Raw genomic sequence first — 13,800 nt, 5'->3', positions numbered from 1 at the left:
TTTAGACTATTACTTCTAGTAGAAGAACTATTTTTAACTATCTTAAAGTTTAACAGCAAAGTGATTTTAATCCTTTCTGTCTTTTAAAATTTTCCCTAAATCTTGATTATTTGGTATAATAACAATACTAATATAATTTAGAAAAGAAAATGAAGCAGGATAGGAAATGAGTAAAATTAAAATTGTAACTGATTCTTCTATTACAATCGAGCCCGATTTAATTGAGGCATTGGATATCACTGTTGTTCCTTTAACCGTTATGGTTGATGGCATTGTTTATTCTGATAACGATCTTAAGGAAGATGGGAAATTTCTTTCTTTAATGCGAAACAGTAAGTCACTCCCTAAAACAAGCCAACCACCTGTTGGTCTGTTCGCAGAAACTTATGAAAAGCTTATTAAAGAGGGGGCGGAACAAATTGTTGCTATTCATATTACCCATTCTTTATCTGGAACAGTTGAGGCCTCACGTCAGGGAGCTAATATTGCTGGAGCAGATGTCACTGTACTAGATTCTGCCTTTACAGATCAAGCCATGAAATTTCAAGTTATTGCGGCTGCTAAGCTAGCTCAAAAGGGTAGCAGTCTAGAAGAAATTTTGGCAAGGGTTGAAAAAGTAAAAAAGAAAACCGAACTTTTTATTGGTGTCTCAACCTTAGAAAATCTGGTTAAGGGTGGACGAATTGGCCGTGTGACAGGCTTAATCAGTTCTCTTCTCAATATCAGAGTTGTTATGGAACTGAAAAACCATGCTCTTAATCCTATTGCAAAGGGACGCGGTAATAAAACGTTTAACAAATGGCTGGATAATTTGATTGTGACTATCAAAGACCGCAAAATTGCTGAGATCGGTATTTCCTATGCTGGGGCTTCAGATTTTGCTAATGGTCTTAGAGACAAATTGCAGGCTTATGTTGAGAAAGATATTGCTGTTTTAGAAACGGGCTCAATTATTCAGACTCATACAGGTGAAGGTGCTTTTGCAGTAATGGTGCATTATGAGTAAAAAAATTCCTAAAGGACCTGCTTTCTTTCTTGCAAACCTTCTTATTTTTAGCTTATTATTTTATTTTTTCATTCCAACAGCGAAGTTATCTTTTAAAAATAGCGGTCAGAAATCTTCATTAAACAAATCCAAAGCGACATTTTTTCACTATATTGCTATCGGTGATTCTTTAACACAAGGCGTTGGTGACACAACTGATCAAGGCGGTTTTATTCCCCTTTTATCGCAAGAGTTGAAATCGAATTATCACTATAATGTTTTAAGCAGTAATTATGGTGTTTCAGGCAATACAAGCCAGCAAATTTTGATACGGATGCGAAAAGAGAGAAAAATTCAAAAAAGTTTGAACAAGGCTAATTTAATGACCTTAACAGTCGGTGGAAATGATGTTATGACTGTTGTTCGAAAGGGATTAACAAACTTAAAAGTATCTTCTTTTAAGCGGCCAGCTAAAACTTATCAGAAGCATTTGCGAAAAATTATTCAGGTTGCTAGAAGAAAGAATAAGAATTTACCCATTTATATCATTGGTATTTACAATCCTTATTATTTAAATTTCCCTAATATGACGCAAATGCAGGATATTATTGACAATTGGAATAAAGGAACGCAAAAGGTTGTTGCAGAGTATAAAAATGTTTATTTTGTTCCCATAAATGATTTACTTTATAAAGGTGTTAATGGGGAGCAAAAGGCTGTTGGAACATCTGATAGTGAGGCGGAGTCAGGAGAAGTAACCAATGATGCTCTTTCTGAAGGAGATCGTTTCCATCCCAATAATATTGGTTATCAAATCATGTCAAAAGCAATAATGGAGAAAATTAGTGAAACAAAGAAGAACTGGAAATAAAAAAATTGGTGGAAATGGGCTTTTCTGCTTCTATTGGCCCTTAATATTGCTTTTTGGGGAGTGATTATTAGTCGTGTTTTGAGCGGCTACCATTCTAATACAACAACAAGTCAAACTGTAAGAAATCCTGTTAAGGTTGGAACAATTACGACAACCAAAGAACAATTAAATCAGACCTTGGCAAGTTATTTGAATGATTATCAGTCTAAGGGTATGACCTACAGTGTTCAACTAACTTCAACAAACATTGAATTTCAAGGGACTTATAAACTTCTAGGTTATAACGTACCTCTTTATATCTATTTTGAACCTTATCAATTAAAAAGCGGAGCTGTCCAGCTTAAAGTGGCTTCCTTTTCAGTAGGCAATCTTCCTCTGCCAGCATCAGAGGTTCTTAGTTATATTAAATCAAGTTACAAACTGCCAAATTTTGTTGATATCATTCCAGAGAAGTCTGTTGTTAATATCAATTTGCAAAAAATAGATAATGATGCAGGCATTTATTTAAAGTCAACAGCTATAAATTTGGTTAGTGATGAAATAAACTTTGATATTTTAAAGAAAAACGTTAAAATGGCATTAAATACTTGACCTATCTAAGTTTTTTAGGTAAGATAGAACCTGTTAAAGCCTATAAAGGCTTATAAAAATATTGGAGGATTTGTTAAATGGCTAACAAACAAGATTTGATTGCAAAAGTAGCAGAAGCTACTGAATTGACTAAGAAAGATTCAGCTGCAGCAGTAGACGCTGTCTTCTCAGCAGTATCATCTTACCTTGCAAAAGGTGAAAAAGTACAACTTATTGGTTTTGGTAACTTTGAAGTTCGCGAACGTGCAGCACGCAAAGGTCGCAACCCTCAAACAGGTGAAGAAATCAAAATCAAAGCTTCTAAAGTTCCAGCATTCAAGGCTGGTAAAGCTCTTAAAGACGCTGTAAAATAAGATTTCAGCAAATGTACGTTTCTAAAATTTAATCTTTAGATTTTAGAGTGTACAAACGTTTCAACTAAAAAGGCCATAGATTATGTACTGGCCCCAAAAAGTTGGACAAGAAATTATTGAAAGGATTTAGTCCTGTATTGCACAGGGCTGAGTCCTTTTAATTTTGTCTTGATTCGTTTATTATTGTAGTAAAAAATGAAGTTGGTGATGGCTTTTTCAAGTTGGTCGCGCATTTGAAAGTCTTTTCATATATGTTAATTTCATCAAAAAACACCCCTATCGTTAGATTTTCTGTCCAACTTTTAGGGTGCAGGTCAGTTTGTTATGGTCTTTTTAATGTTCTATTAGCATGTTTTCTTTTACAGTGAGTGCTACCATAATACTTGTTTGCTACTTCCCGTTCTAGCTGTGTCATATAGCTAAGTTATAATAATAGCAGATTATTTTTTCACAGTAATATAATCTTTTAAATTTCGACGAGGACCAACATTTTTACCATAACTGTTAACATAACCTACTCGTAGAATTAATTGAACAGGTTGTGATTTACCTAAATTTTGCTGCAACTTTTGATTATAGGAGGGAATTTCAATCATGGCACTAATCGGTTGAACTGCAATGTTATTTCTAACACAATCATACCAGAAAGCTTGCGATTTTTCACCAACAGCAATCCATTTAGAAATATTCTGTTCACCTGTAATTACAAAAAAACCTGCGCAGTTCTCTACTTGATTAATTAAAGTGTTCTTACTCTGTTTGACAAAATTATTACTCGTGGCATTCTTATGATTACTTGTTAGATAATAAAAGGTTTTAATTATAGGATTTAACCCTAACATATCACCAGAGATACCATCTTGTTTTTTCTCAGCTTCCTGATTAGAAAAACGCAACCATTTTCCCTGTTCTTTTAAAAAATCTTGACTTTTATACTGTTTAGCAGCAGCCGCGAGACTCCCTTTTTGTAGATATTTAAATATTTTACTTCCCTTAGCATAGTAGTAAACATTATCATATTTTTTAATTAAACTTGAAACGACTGTTCTATTAATTGGTTTTTTCTGGAATTTTCTTTTATCAGTATGACGTTTTTGGATGATATCCAATTGTTTATTGTTAATTTTATTATTTTTTATTTTTTGATAATTTATCAATACAACTTGATATTTGTTTTCTTTAGAAGGAGCAATATTAGAAATGCTAACATTATATCCATAAGCTTCGAATGATTTTTTTAGAGATTGAATATAACAACCAATTGAAATATAAAGTTCTCGATTATTTGGGTCAACGACATTTAAAGAACGCTTATTATTTAGAAAAACCCCTAATCTCTTTTGCTTAGGATCTAAATTAACTTTCCAACTCTGAGTATTATGAGAATTAGCTGCGAAAGAAGCATAGTATAACGCGTGTTCGATGTCTGATGAAGTTCTTTCTAATTGAATATTAGTTTGGGTATTAGCGGTTTTTCCAATAGTAAAAATAATGGCTCCTACACTAAAAAGAATAAATAAAAAGGCTGCTATTGTTGTAATAATAACTTTTTTCTTCATGTTCTTTTATCCTTTCTTGTAACATGCTAATAAAGTTAGAAATTCTTCTTCTAAAAAGGTTTTGTTATCAAGACCAAGTAAGCGATAATATTCTTTTTTGTTTTCTGCCATACGAATGATACCCGATAGTGCACTCCAGAAAAAAAGAGTTGATTGGTTAAAATCTAATTCTGTCTGAAGATAATTTAAGTGAACACCATCTTCAATAAGTTTGTTAATTAACTGATTTATATCTAACCCTAATTGGTAAATATCTCTATATACTTGAGGTGTTTCTTTAGAGGTAATATCAACATTGATATTACCAATCATTCCGTCAAAATATATTGGATAGTTTTCACATAGTTTTTGCAATGCAAAACAAATTTTTAAATAATTTTTCTGCCACTCTTCTTGAGTGCTTGGTTGAATCTGAATAATTTTTTCCATAGTCTCGTAAAGCCATTTGGCATGTTTATAAACTAATGAGAAAAAGATTTCTTCTTTATTTTCAAAATAAACATATAAAGTTGCTTTACTATATCCAGCTAATTTAGCAATATTATCCATTGTTGTATCAGTAATACCTTTACTGATAAAGAGTGTGTTAGCAGCATCTGAAATATTTTTACGATGAATACGAGCAGGTTCTTTTTTTCGTCTCGCCATAAGAGATCCTCCTATAATTAATTAAACTATTAGTTTAATTAATTATAGTATATTTCTTTTTTTGTCAATTTTAAACTTCTTTGAATTAATTATCTTAGGATTGTTTGAATGATTTTTAGAGTTAAAATTGATAGATAGTTTTTGGCATATTTTTTATCATTTAGGGAAAGTAAAGGCTGCTTGATGATGCTAGGCACTGATTTTCCTGTATCTTTAAAAAATAGTGTATAATAGAAAAAAAGAATAACGAAGGAGTCAAAAATGAGTCTGCATTCTCATAATAATGATCCGAATAAGGATGTTTATGATCATGTATTAACGCATTTAAAAGAAAAGCATATTCGTATTACTAAAACACGGGAAGCTGTTATTGCTTACATGATTAACTCCCATCACCATCCGAGTGCAGAACAAATTCATAAGGATCTTCTTCCTCAGTATCCAAGTATGAGTTTAGCAACGGTCTATAATAATTTGAAAGTCCTGATTGATGAAGGCTTTGTTGTTGAATTAAAGCTAAGCAATGATAATACAGCTTATTTTGATTTTATGGGGCATCAGCATTTGCATGTTGTTTGTGAGTTTTGTGGTAAGATTACTGATTTTGTAGACACTGATATTTCTCATATCAAGCAAGAAGCATACAAGCAGACAAATTATGTGATTACGAGAGCGCAGCTTTTGATTTATGGTATTTGTCCAGACTGTCAAAGCAAGAAAACAAAAAAAGCTGATTAATTTGCTTGTTGATTAGAGAGAGAAAACTTATCATATGAGGAACTAGGAGGTGAGTCATGAAATGAAATTTATTATCATTGTTTTAATGGTGTTTTCTATTGTTAAAATCATTAGTATTATTTGGGTAAGTAAAATAATGAAGCCAAAGCCGATGCCTCCAAAAGAAATTGAGGAGTATGATCACAAGGAAGATCAAAAAGATGGCTTTGATTTTTAAAAAGGCCTGACTGAGGAGATTCTCAGTCAGGCCTTTTTGTATACAGAAATAAAAAGATTTCTTTAAGCCATAGCCTTCAGCTTGCCACGAAAGTCTTCCAAAGTTTCATAACCTTTTTCTGTCATGATGGCTTTTAACTCTTTAGTAATGCGTTTGAAAATTTGAGGGCCTTCTTGATGAAGAGCTGTCCCGATTTGAACCATGCTGGCACCACAGAGAATATGCTCGAAAGCATCGCGACCTGTTTTGACACCGCCGGTTCCGATAATTTGAATAGATGGATTAAGCCGTTTGTAAAAAGCATGGACATTAGCCAGCGCTGTTGGTTTGACGTAATCCCCACCGATGCCTCCAAAGCCATTTTTGGTTTAATAACGACCGTTTCATCTTCAATAACTAAGCCGTTTCCAATAGAATTAATACAATTAACAAATGTCAGAGGATATTTATTGAAAATAGCAGCTGCTTGATCAAAATGTACAATGTCAAAATAAGGTGGTAACTTGATACCTAGTGGTTTAGTGAAGTAAGAGAAAACTTCTGAAAGGATTTGGTTCGTTGTTTCAAAATCATAGGCAATTTGTGGTTTACCGGGAACATTTGGACAGGAAAGATTGAGTTCCACTAAACCTTGATATTCGCTGGCTTCAACCATCTTAAGAATGGTATGGGTTTCTTCTGGTGACATGCCAACTAGGGATAAAAAGTGATTTTTGCTATCGGGCTGTTTTTGTAATTCTGTGACATAGTCTAAGTAATAGCTAATACCTAGATTAGGCAAGCCCATTGAATTAATAGAGCCTAATTTTGTGTCAGCATAGCGGGGTTGAGGATTGCCTGCACGTTCTTCTAGTGTACCAGTCTTGGTAACAAAAGAACCTGCTTCCGAATGATCAATAGCCGCTAATTCGTCACGTGTCATGCAGTAAACCCCTGCAGCATTCATGAGACAATTATCAAAGTCAAAAGAGCCAATTGTTGTATGAGTTGAAACCATGTGACCTCCAAAATAATAAATTTTTTCTATTGTAACACTAGATAGGGGCCGCTGCAAGCTTATTTAAGAATCTTCTTATGATTTTATGGCTTTCTTATTGGTGTCGACTTCTTTTTATTACTATATTTTTTCGGGTAATTTACGTTTTTTTATGAAATATACAGTTATGTTAAATTCAGTCGAATAGTCTTGATTCAGAAACATTAAATGCTAAAATGATTTTTAAATACTAAATTAACGCTTTAAGAGCTTGCTGCAAGCTGATAGAAGCTTAGATAAGGGGATTTTTATGAATACGGTAACTTTGGATTCAATGGCCCTTGACAACTTTGAGGTAGCAGATATGGCTGTTCTTTCAGATGCTGAAGGGGGAGGCTTGTTACTTGGCCTTGCGGGAGCTACTTTTGGATTCATTGGCGGAGCGGCTGTAGGTGCAGGGCTTGGTACGGTAACTGTGCCTATCTTTGGGACAGTGTCTGGAGCGGGAGCTGTAGGTGCGAGTACTGGCTTTGCCTGTATGATGGCCGGATTAAGTTATGATAAATGTGGACCATTGATTTAATAGGATTGCTTATGTTTTTAGAGAAATATCGGCGCTATATATTTTTAAGTTATATGCTCCTAGCTTTATTGTGTGTATTGATTCCCAACAATGACGCCAAGTTAATTATATTTACTTTGCTAATATTGCAATCTCTTTTTGTTATTGTAATATACTTAAAAAGTAATAGGTGATAATAATTAAGCTATTAGATAACTATTCATTAACTATACTAGTTGGGCTAACATTTACCACTATCCTTGTACCTAACGATTTCATAAGGCGACTGTCCGTAAGTTTAATTGTGATTGAGAGTATATAATATTAATCTTAATTTATACAGTAAAGATTATTTTCTTTCTTAAGAGAAGAAAATAATCTCCCTTGAATCTTTAAATCGCCCCGCTTCCGTCACAATGCCGGGGTAATTTTCTGAAATCTTCTTTTATATCTCTCTGAGGTGTTTTTTCATATACCCAAGTGGCTAACTTCATTTTAGAACTTTGGACTTTTGCTTTTGAAACAGGAGATTTCAATCTTTTTAGAAAATTTAGTAGATTTTTTCATGATATTTTTGTAAAATAAAACAGTAAACTATTTGACCTGTCGTCAAGAATAAAAGGAGAATTTTAATGGTAAAATTAGTATTTGCTCGTCATGGTGAATCAGAATGGAACAAGGCTAACCTTTTTACTGGCTGGGCTGATGTTGACCTTTCAGAAGAAGGAACGCAACAAGCAATTGATGCCGGCAAACTCATTAAAGAAGCAGACATCAAATTTGATATTGCTTTCACATCAGTTTTGACACGTGCAATCAAGACAACTAATTTGGCGCTTGAATATTCTGATCAACTTTGGGTCCCAGTTGAAAAGTCATGGCGTTTGAATGAACGTCACTATGGTGGCTTGACTGGTAAAAATAAAGCGGAAGCTGCGGAAAAATTTGGAGACGAACAAGTTCACATTTGGCGTCGCTCATATGATGTATTGCCGCCAGCTATGGCTAAAGACGATCCATACTCAGCACACACTGACCGTCGTTATGCAAACCTTGATGATACGGTTATTCCAGATGCAGAAAACTTAAAAGTCACCTTGGAACGTGCTCTTCCATACTGGGAAGATAAAATTGCTCCAGCTCTTAAAGATGGAAAAAATGTATTTGTTGGAGCACATGGTAACTCTATCCGTGCTCTTGTAAAACATATCAAACAATTGTCAGATGATGACATTATGGGTGTTGAAATTCCAAACTTCCCACCATTAGTTTTTGAATTTGACGAAAACTTGAATGTCACTGCTGAATACTATCTTGGTAAATAAGAAATAACAATTGTTTAAAAGTCTTATTTGTTTGGTTATAGAAGAAATTGGAATAATCAAGGATTAAGAGCTGGTTTTCTCCTATTTTCTTCTTTGATAATAGTGATTTGAGAGGTTAGGATTTTGTTATCTCGACCTCTTTTTTCTTGTTTTCATAATATTTTGTTAATTTTTGCACAGATTTGACGAAAATATCATAAGTTTTTATTTAAATTGTGATAAAATAAAAGACATAGTTTCATAAATAGGAGGAAAAATGGTATCCCAAAAAAATAAATCTAAAAAGGGTCAATCTAAAACGTTTACCTTAATTTCAAATAGAATTAATCTCCTATTTTTTTTGATTGTCGCTTTGTTTACTATTTTGCTTTTGAGGTTAGCTCAGATGCAGCTTTATGATGCAAAGTTTTACAAATCTAAATTGACAGAGTCAACAACATATACTATAAAGACCTCCAGCCCTCGCGGACAAATTTATGATGCTAAAGGGGTGGCTTTAGTGGAAAACGAGGTTAAAGAGGTTGTTGCCTTTACAAGAAGCAATACCATGACTGCCAAGGATATTAAAGCAAATGCAAAAAAGTTAGCAGATATGGTGACTTTAACTGAGTCTAAGGTAACCAAACGTCAGAAGAAGGATTACTATCTGGCAGATCCAAAAAATTATCAAAAAATCGTTAAAAAATTACCAAATAATAAAAAATATGATAACTTTGGAAATAACCTAACGGAATCGAAGATCTATGCAAATGCTGTTAAAGCAGTTCCAAACAGTGCTATTGATTATTCTGAAGATGAGAAAAAAATCATTCATATTTTCAGCCAGATGAATGCAACTTCTGTTTTTAATACAGCTTCATTAACAACAGGAGATTTAACAGCTGAGCAAATTGCAGTATTGGCTACAAGCAAATCAGATTTAAAGGGAATTTCTGTTAAGACTGACTGGGAACGTAAAACAGATAAAAATTCTATTACTTCTATTATCGGTAAAGTTTCCAGTCAAAAAACCGGTCTGCCTGCTGAAGAAGCCAATAACTATGTTAAAAAAGGCTATTCTCTGAATGACCGCGTTGGGACATCCTACCTTGAAAAGCAATATGAAAATGATTTGCAAGGCAGTCGTACTGTTCAAGCAATCAAGGTTAACAAAGAAGGTAAAATTATCAGTGATAAGACCACTGCCAAAGGAACTAAAGGAAAAAATCTGAAGTTAACCCTTGATCTTGAATTTCAAAAAGGTGTTGAACAAATTCTTAACCAATATTTTAATTCTGAATTAGCATCTGGAAATACCAAGTATTCTGAAGGCGTTTATGCTGTTGTTCTTAACCCGAACACAGGGGCAGTTCTTTCTATGGCTGGTTTGGAACATGACCTTAAAACGGGCGAAGTATCTTCTAATGCTCTTGGAGCAGTTACTGAAGTCTTTACTCCGGGTTCCGTTGTTAAAGGGGCGACTTTGACAGCTGGTTGGGGAAATGGTGTTTTATCAGGCAATCAAGTACTCAATGACCAGCCTATTCAATTTGCGGGTTCAAGCCCTATTAACTCTTGGTTTACCAATGGTTCAACTCCGCTTACAGCAAGTCAATCCTTAGAGTATTCTTCTAATACTTATATGGTTCAATTGGCTTTAAAATTAATGGGACAAGATTATCATAGTGGTATGACCTTATCAACAGATGGCTATAAGGAAGCTATGGAGAAATTAAGAGCTACTTATGCTCAATATGGTTTGGGTGTCTCAACGGGAATTGACCTCCCGGGAGAGTCAAAGGGCTATACGCCAGAACATTATGATCCTTCTAATGTTTTAACAGAATCATTTGGGCAGTTTGATAACTATACGACTATGCAGCTGGCACAATATGCTGCTGCTGTCGCAAATGGCGGCAAACGTATTGCTCCTCATTTGGTTGAAGGTATCTATGATAATAATAAAACAGGCGGTTTAGGAAATCTTGTTCAATCTATTGACACCAAAGTTTTAAATAATGTTTCTATCTCTAGCGATGACATGGGGATTATCAAGGAAGGTTTCTATAATGTTGTTAACGGTGGTAGTTATGCAACAGGGAAGACTCTTGCAAAAGGGGCAAGTGTTCCCATTTCGGCAAAAACAGGGACAGCCGAAGCTTACGTGACAGGAGATGATGGTAAGTCTGTTTATACATCCAATTTAAACGTTGTTGCCTATGCACCAAGCAGTAATCCTCAAATTGCTGTAGCTGTTGTCTTGCCACATGAGACAGACCTTCATGGAACCACTAGCCATGCTATTACGAGGGATATTATCAATCTTTATCAAAAGATGTATCCAATGAATCAGTGAGGAAAAAAAGAATGCTCTACCCAACACCTATTGCCAAACTTATTGAGAGTTTCACAAAATTACCGGGTATTGGTATCAAAACAGCGACTCGCTTGGCTTTTTATACGATTGGTATGAATGATGAAGACGTTAATAACTTTGCTAAAAATCTTCTAGCTGCTAAACGAGAATTGACCTACTGTTCTGTTTGTGGCAATCTGACAGATGATGATCCTTGCAATATTTGTACAGATGAAAGCAGAGACCGCTCGACTGTTTTAGTAGTTGAAGATAGTAAGGATGTTTCTGCAATGGAAAAAATTCAGGAATATCATGGTCTTTATCATGTTTTACACGGTCTGATTTCTCCCATGAATGGTATTGGTCCTGATGATATTAATTTGAAAAGTCTTCTGACACGCCTACGCGATAATAGTGATATTCATGAAGTCATTATCGCAACTAATGCCACAGCAGATGGAGAAGCAACGGCTATGTATATTTCCAGAGTTCTCAAACCTGCTGGTATTACAGTTACACGTTTAGCGCGTGGGCTTGCTGTTGGTTCTGACATTGAGTATGCTGATGAAGTAACTCTGCTTCGAGCAATTGAAAACAGGACAGAGTTATAAAGGAGTGGCATTGCATACCTCTTCTTTTGGTATTTATTTTTCTATAAAAAACCAATTGGCCGATATTTCCAATTGGTTTTTCGTTGAATTGGGAAAACATGATATTTCTTGTAAACTCTAGTCTGCAGCATATCTTTCCAATATTTTTTGAAAATGCTTCCTATTTGTGATATGATTATTAAGAATTATTAGAATAGAAAAGGAATCTTATGTCTAAAGAAACGCTTGTTTTATTATATGGTGGTCGTTCTGCAGAACGTGATGTTTCTGTGCTCTCAGCTGAGAGTGTCATGCGGGCCATAAATTATGACAACTTTTTAGTCAAAACTTATTTCATTACGCAAGCGGGTGAATTTATCAAAACACAGGAGTTTGACAGCCAACCATCAGAAACCGACAAACTGATGACAAATGACACGATTATTGCTTCTCAAAAGATTAAGCCAAGTGATATTTATGAGGAAGGAGCAGTTGTTTTTCCTGTCCTTCATGGACCTATGGGAGAGGATGGTTCTATTCAGGGCTTTCTTGAAGTTTTAAAAATGCCTTATGTGGGAACCAATATTCTGTCATCTAGTGTAGCTATGGATAAGATTACAACAAAGCAAGTTTTAGAAAGTACGGCTACTATTCCTCAAGTAGCTTATGTTGCTCTTGTTGAAGGCGAGCCTTTAGAAAGCAAGTTGGCAGAAGTTGAAGAAAGATTGATTTATCCTGTATTTGTTAAACCAGCCAATATGGGTTCTAGTGTTGGTATTTCTAAAGCGGAAAATCGCACTGACTTAAAACAAGCTATTGCACTTGCTTTGAAATATGACAGTCGTGTTTTAATTGAACAAGGTGTGGATGCACGTGAGATTGAGGTTGGTATTTTAGGAAATACTGATGTTAAAACAACTTTACCGGGAGAGGTTGTCAAAGATGTGGCCTTTTATGATTATGAAGCCAAGTATATTGATAATAAGATCACCATGGCTATTCCGGCAGAAATAGATCCTGTTATCACTGAAAAAATGCGGGAGTATGCTGCAATAGCTTTTCGAACTTTGGGCTGCTGTGGGCTTTCTCGCTGTGATTTCTTCCTAACAGAGGATGGGAAAGTTTATTTGAATGAACTCAACACTATGCCCGGCTTTACGCAATGGTCTATGTATCCCCTTCTTTGGGAAAATATGGGGCTGTCTTATTCAGATTTGATTGAAGAATTAGTTAGTCTTGCTAAAGAAATGTTTGTCAAACGTGAAGGCCATTTGATTTAAAGATAATAAAGCTCTTGCTTCATATCTTGTTCTTTAAGAAGAATAGATATGAAGCTAGGGTCTTTTTTCTTGCTTTTTGCAAAGCGTAAACTTGTCTATATTTGATTTTTATGGTCTGAAAATGTTGCTTTATGGGCTACAAAAAATCAGAGAGGGATGTCTCTCTGATTGACCATTTAAAAATTTGCAAGTTTTCGTAATTCTGGAATCCGCTGCAACTGAGGCACAATTGCCATAGTGACTAGGATCCAAACGGGAATTTCAAAGATTTTTAACCAACGCCCTGCTGCAAATTGTGCCCAAAATGGGACACCATAGTAAATCTGGATGAGCAATGGAGTGAAGATAAAGCTTCCGATAAGCATAATGACTGCTGTAGCCATAGTAACGTGCAGCCAGTCTTTTTATTTGCCCAGTTTAGTGATTTTTGATAAAAGAAAAGTCCATAAAAAAATCCCTGAATGGCTTTTAGTAGTGTCCACCAGATGATAAAGTTACCTGCACCACTAGATAAGTTATCCACCACATCCAAAATCGCTAGGCTAATAAAGGACCAGATTGGTCCGCCAATCATACCAATCATCACATTAACAATGAAAGTTGGGCTGATAATCAGTTGTTGGGGAATAATGGGAATGGAAAATTTTCCAATCGCAAAAGCTAAGGCAATCAACATGGCCAAAGTGACCAAGCGCTGCGGACTAAGCTTAGGTGATTTAAACATAGTATTCATTTTTGGCTCCTTAATGTAAAATGGAGCTGTTTAATCA

The 13,800-nt window shown here is 34.9% G+C and carries 13 protein-coding genes and 3 pseudogenes; 11 read left to right on the top strand and 5 right to left on the bottom strand.

Features of this window, described 5'->3' with window-relative positions:
* Positions 1 to 166: 166 nt before the first annotated feature.
* The 4 genes and pseudogenes from fakB (at position 167) to hbs (ending at position 2,800) form a co-directional block, all read left to right on the top strand.
* Positions 167 to 1,006 carry a fatty acid kinase binding subunit FakB gene (fakB, locus tag SRT_RS07475; RefSeq protein ID WP_128833627.1) on the top strand — a complete coding sequence of 280 codons (840 nt, stop codon included), beginning with the start codon at positions 167 to 169 and terminating at the stop codon, positions 1,004 to 1,006.
* Positions 999 to 1,856 carry an SGNH/GDSL hydrolase family protein gene (locus tag SRT_RS07470; RefSeq protein ID WP_128833626.1) on the top strand — a complete coding sequence of 286 codons (858 nt, stop codon included), beginning with the start codon at positions 999 to 1,001 and terminating at the stop codon, positions 1,854 to 1,856. Before fakB ends, SRT_RS07470 begins: the two co-directional genes overlap by 8 nt.
* Positions 1,831 to 2,447 (top strand): annotated as a pseudogene (locus tag SRT_RS07465) (YpmS family protein). Before SRT_RS07470 ends, SRT_RS07465 begins: the two are co-directional and overlap by 26 nt.
* Before the next feature lie 77 nt (positions 2,448 to 2,524).
* Positions 2,525 to 2,800 (top strand): non-specific DNA-binding protein Hbs, encoded by a 276-nt coding sequence (gene hbs / locus SRT_RS07460; RefSeq protein ID WP_002262099.1) that lies wholly within the window; start codon positions 2,525 to 2,527, stop codon positions 2,798 to 2,800.
* Between the two features lie 113 nt (positions 2,801 to 2,913).
* On the opposite strand, the pseudogene SRT_RS10435 reads toward hbs, so the two are convergent.
* From SRT_RS10435 to SRT_RS07445, 3 genes and pseudogenes are all read right to left on the bottom strand, one after another.
* Positions 2,914 to 3,021 (bottom strand): annotated as a pseudogene (locus SRT_RS10435) (IS3 family transposase); the annotation flags it as partial.
* 219 nt (positions 3,022 to 3,240) lie between these two features.
* Complete coding sequence (locus SRT_RS07450) at positions 3,241 to 4,359, bottom strand: Acg family FMN-binding oxidoreductase (RefSeq protein ID WP_128833624.1); 1,119 nt, start codon at positions 4,357 to 4,359, stop codon at positions 3,241 to 3,243.
* Positions 4,360 to 4,365: 6 nt separating this feature from the next.
* A complete protein-coding gene (locus tag SRT_RS07445) occupies positions 4,366 to 5,007 on the bottom strand; it encodes a TetR/AcrR family transcriptional regulator (protein WP_128833623.1) in 642 nt (213 codons plus the stop codon).
* 261 nt (positions 5,008 to 5,268) lie between these two features.
* Between SRT_RS07445 and SRT_RS07440 the strand changes: the two genes are divergently transcribed.
* Together SRT_RS07440 and SRT_RS10430 are read left to right on the top strand one after the other, a co-directional pair.
* Positions 5,269 to 5,745, top strand: a complete 477-nt coding sequence (locus SRT_RS07440) for a Fur family transcriptional regulator (RefSeq protein ID WP_128833622.1) — start codon at positions 5,269 to 5,271, stop codon at positions 5,743 to 5,745.
* Between the two features lie 61 nt (positions 5,746 to 5,806).
* Positions 5,807 to 5,962, top strand: coding sequence for a hypothetical protein (locus SRT_RS10430; RefSeq protein ID WP_128833621.1), 156 nt, complete (start codon positions 5,807 to 5,809; stop codon positions 5,960 to 5,962).
* Between the two features lie 62 nt (positions 5,963 to 6,024).
* Here the strand turns inward: SRT_RS10430 and SRT_RS07430 are convergent.
* Positions 6,025 to 6,959, bottom strand: a pseudogene (locus SRT_RS07430) (dihydroorotate oxidase).
* Between the two features lie 289 nt (positions 6,960 to 7,248).
* Here SRT_RS07430 and SRT_RS07425 point away from each other — a divergent pair.
* From SRT_RS07425 to SRT_RS07405, 5 genes are all read left to right on the top strand, one after another.
* Positions 7,249 to 7,521 (top strand): bacteriocin, encoded by a 273-nt coding sequence (locus SRT_RS07425; RefSeq protein WP_128833620.1) that lies wholly within the window; start codon positions 7,249 to 7,251, stop codon positions 7,519 to 7,521.
* A 611-nt stretch (positions 7,522 to 8,132) separates the two neighbouring features.
* Complete coding sequence (locus tag SRT_RS07420; protein ID WP_128833619.1) at positions 8,133 to 8,825, top strand: phosphoglycerate mutase; 693 nt, start codon at positions 8,133 to 8,135, stop codon at positions 8,823 to 8,825.
* Between the two features lie 256 nt (positions 8,826 to 9,081).
* On the top strand, positions 9,082 to 11,160 hold the full coding sequence (gene pbp2b / locus SRT_RS07415) for a penicillin-binding protein PBP2B (RefSeq protein ID WP_128833618.1): 2,079 nt from the start codon (positions 9,082 to 9,084) through the stop codon (positions 11,158 to 11,160).
* Between the two features lie 11 nt (positions 11,161 to 11,171).
* Positions 11,172 to 11,771 (top strand): recombination mediator RecR, encoded by a 600-nt coding sequence (recR, locus tag SRT_RS07410; RefSeq protein ID WP_128833617.1) that lies wholly within the window; start codon positions 11,172 to 11,174, stop codon positions 11,769 to 11,771.
* 209 nt (positions 11,772 to 11,980) lie between these two features.
* On the top strand, positions 11,981 to 13,030 hold the full coding sequence (locus SRT_RS07405; RefSeq protein WP_128833616.1) for a D-alanine--D-alanine ligase: 1,050 nt from the start codon (positions 11,981 to 11,983) through the stop codon (positions 13,028 to 13,030).
* Between the two features lie 271 nt (positions 13,031 to 13,301).
* On the opposite strand, the gene SRT_RS07400 is transcribed toward SRT_RS07405, so the two are convergent.
* Positions 13,302 to 13,763, bottom strand: a complete 462-nt coding sequence (locus SRT_RS07400; RefSeq protein WP_223213936.1) for a folate family ECF transporter S component — start codon at positions 13,761 to 13,763, stop codon at positions 13,302 to 13,304.
* Between the last annotated feature and the right edge of the window lie 37 nt (positions 13,764 to 13,800).

It is taken from the genome of Streptococcus troglodytae (genome assembly GCF_002355215.1).
Lineage (GTDB): Bacteria > Bacillota > Bacilli > Lactobacillales > Streptococcaceae > Streptococcus > Streptococcus troglodytae.
The sequence above is the reverse complement of the archived record's forward strand: the minus strand, read 5'-3'. Positions and strand labels throughout refer to the sequence as shown.

Bases quoted from the DNA above. Each gene is read 5' to 3' on its own strand.
- fakB (WP_128833627.1), top strand. From the start codon at position 167: ATGAGTAAAATTAAAATTGTAACTGATTCTTCTATTACAATCGAGCCC.
- SRT_RS07470 (WP_128833626.1), top strand. From the start codon at position 999: ATGAGTAAAAAAATTCCTAAAGGACCTGCTTTCTTTCTTGCAAACCTT.
- hbs (WP_002262099.1), top strand. From the start codon at position 2,525: ATGGCTAACAAACAAGATTTGATTGCAAAAGTAGCAGAAGCTACTGAA.
- SRT_RS07450 (WP_128833624.1), bottom strand. From the start codon at position 4,359: ATGAAGAAAAAAGTTATTATTACAACAATAGCAGCCTTTTTATTTATT.
- SRT_RS07445 (WP_128833623.1), bottom strand. From the start codon at position 5,007: ATGGCGAGACGAAAAAAAGAACCTGCTCGTATTCATCGTAAAAATATT.
- SRT_RS07440 (WP_128833622.1), top strand. From the start codon at position 5,269: ATGAGTCTGCATTCTCATAATAATGATCCGAATAAGGATGTTTATGAT.
- SRT_RS10430 (WP_128833621.1), top strand. From the start codon at position 5,807: ATGAAATTTATTATCATTGTTTTAATGGTGTTTTCTATTGTTAAAATC.
- SRT_RS07425 (WP_128833620.1), top strand. From the start codon at position 7,249: ATGAATACGGTAACTTTGGATTCAATGGCCCTTGACAACTTTGAGGTA.
- SRT_RS07420 (WP_128833619.1), top strand. From the start codon at position 8,133: ATGGTAAAATTAGTATTTGCTCGTCATGGTGAATCAGAATGGAACAAG.
- pbp2b (WP_128833618.1), top strand. From the start codon at position 9,082: ATGGTATCCCAAAAAAATAAATCTAAAAAGGGTCAATCTAAAACGTTT.
- recR (WP_128833617.1), top strand. From the start codon at position 11,172: ATGCTCTACCCAACACCTATTGCCAAACTTATTGAGAGTTTCACAAAA.
- SRT_RS07405 (WP_128833616.1), top strand. From the start codon at position 11,981: ATGTCTAAAGAAACGCTTGTTTTATTATATGGTGGTCGTTCTGCAGAA.
- SRT_RS07400 (WP_223213936.1), bottom strand. From the start codon at position 13,763: ATGAATACTATGTTTAAATCACCTAAGCTTAGTCCGCAGCGCTTGGTC.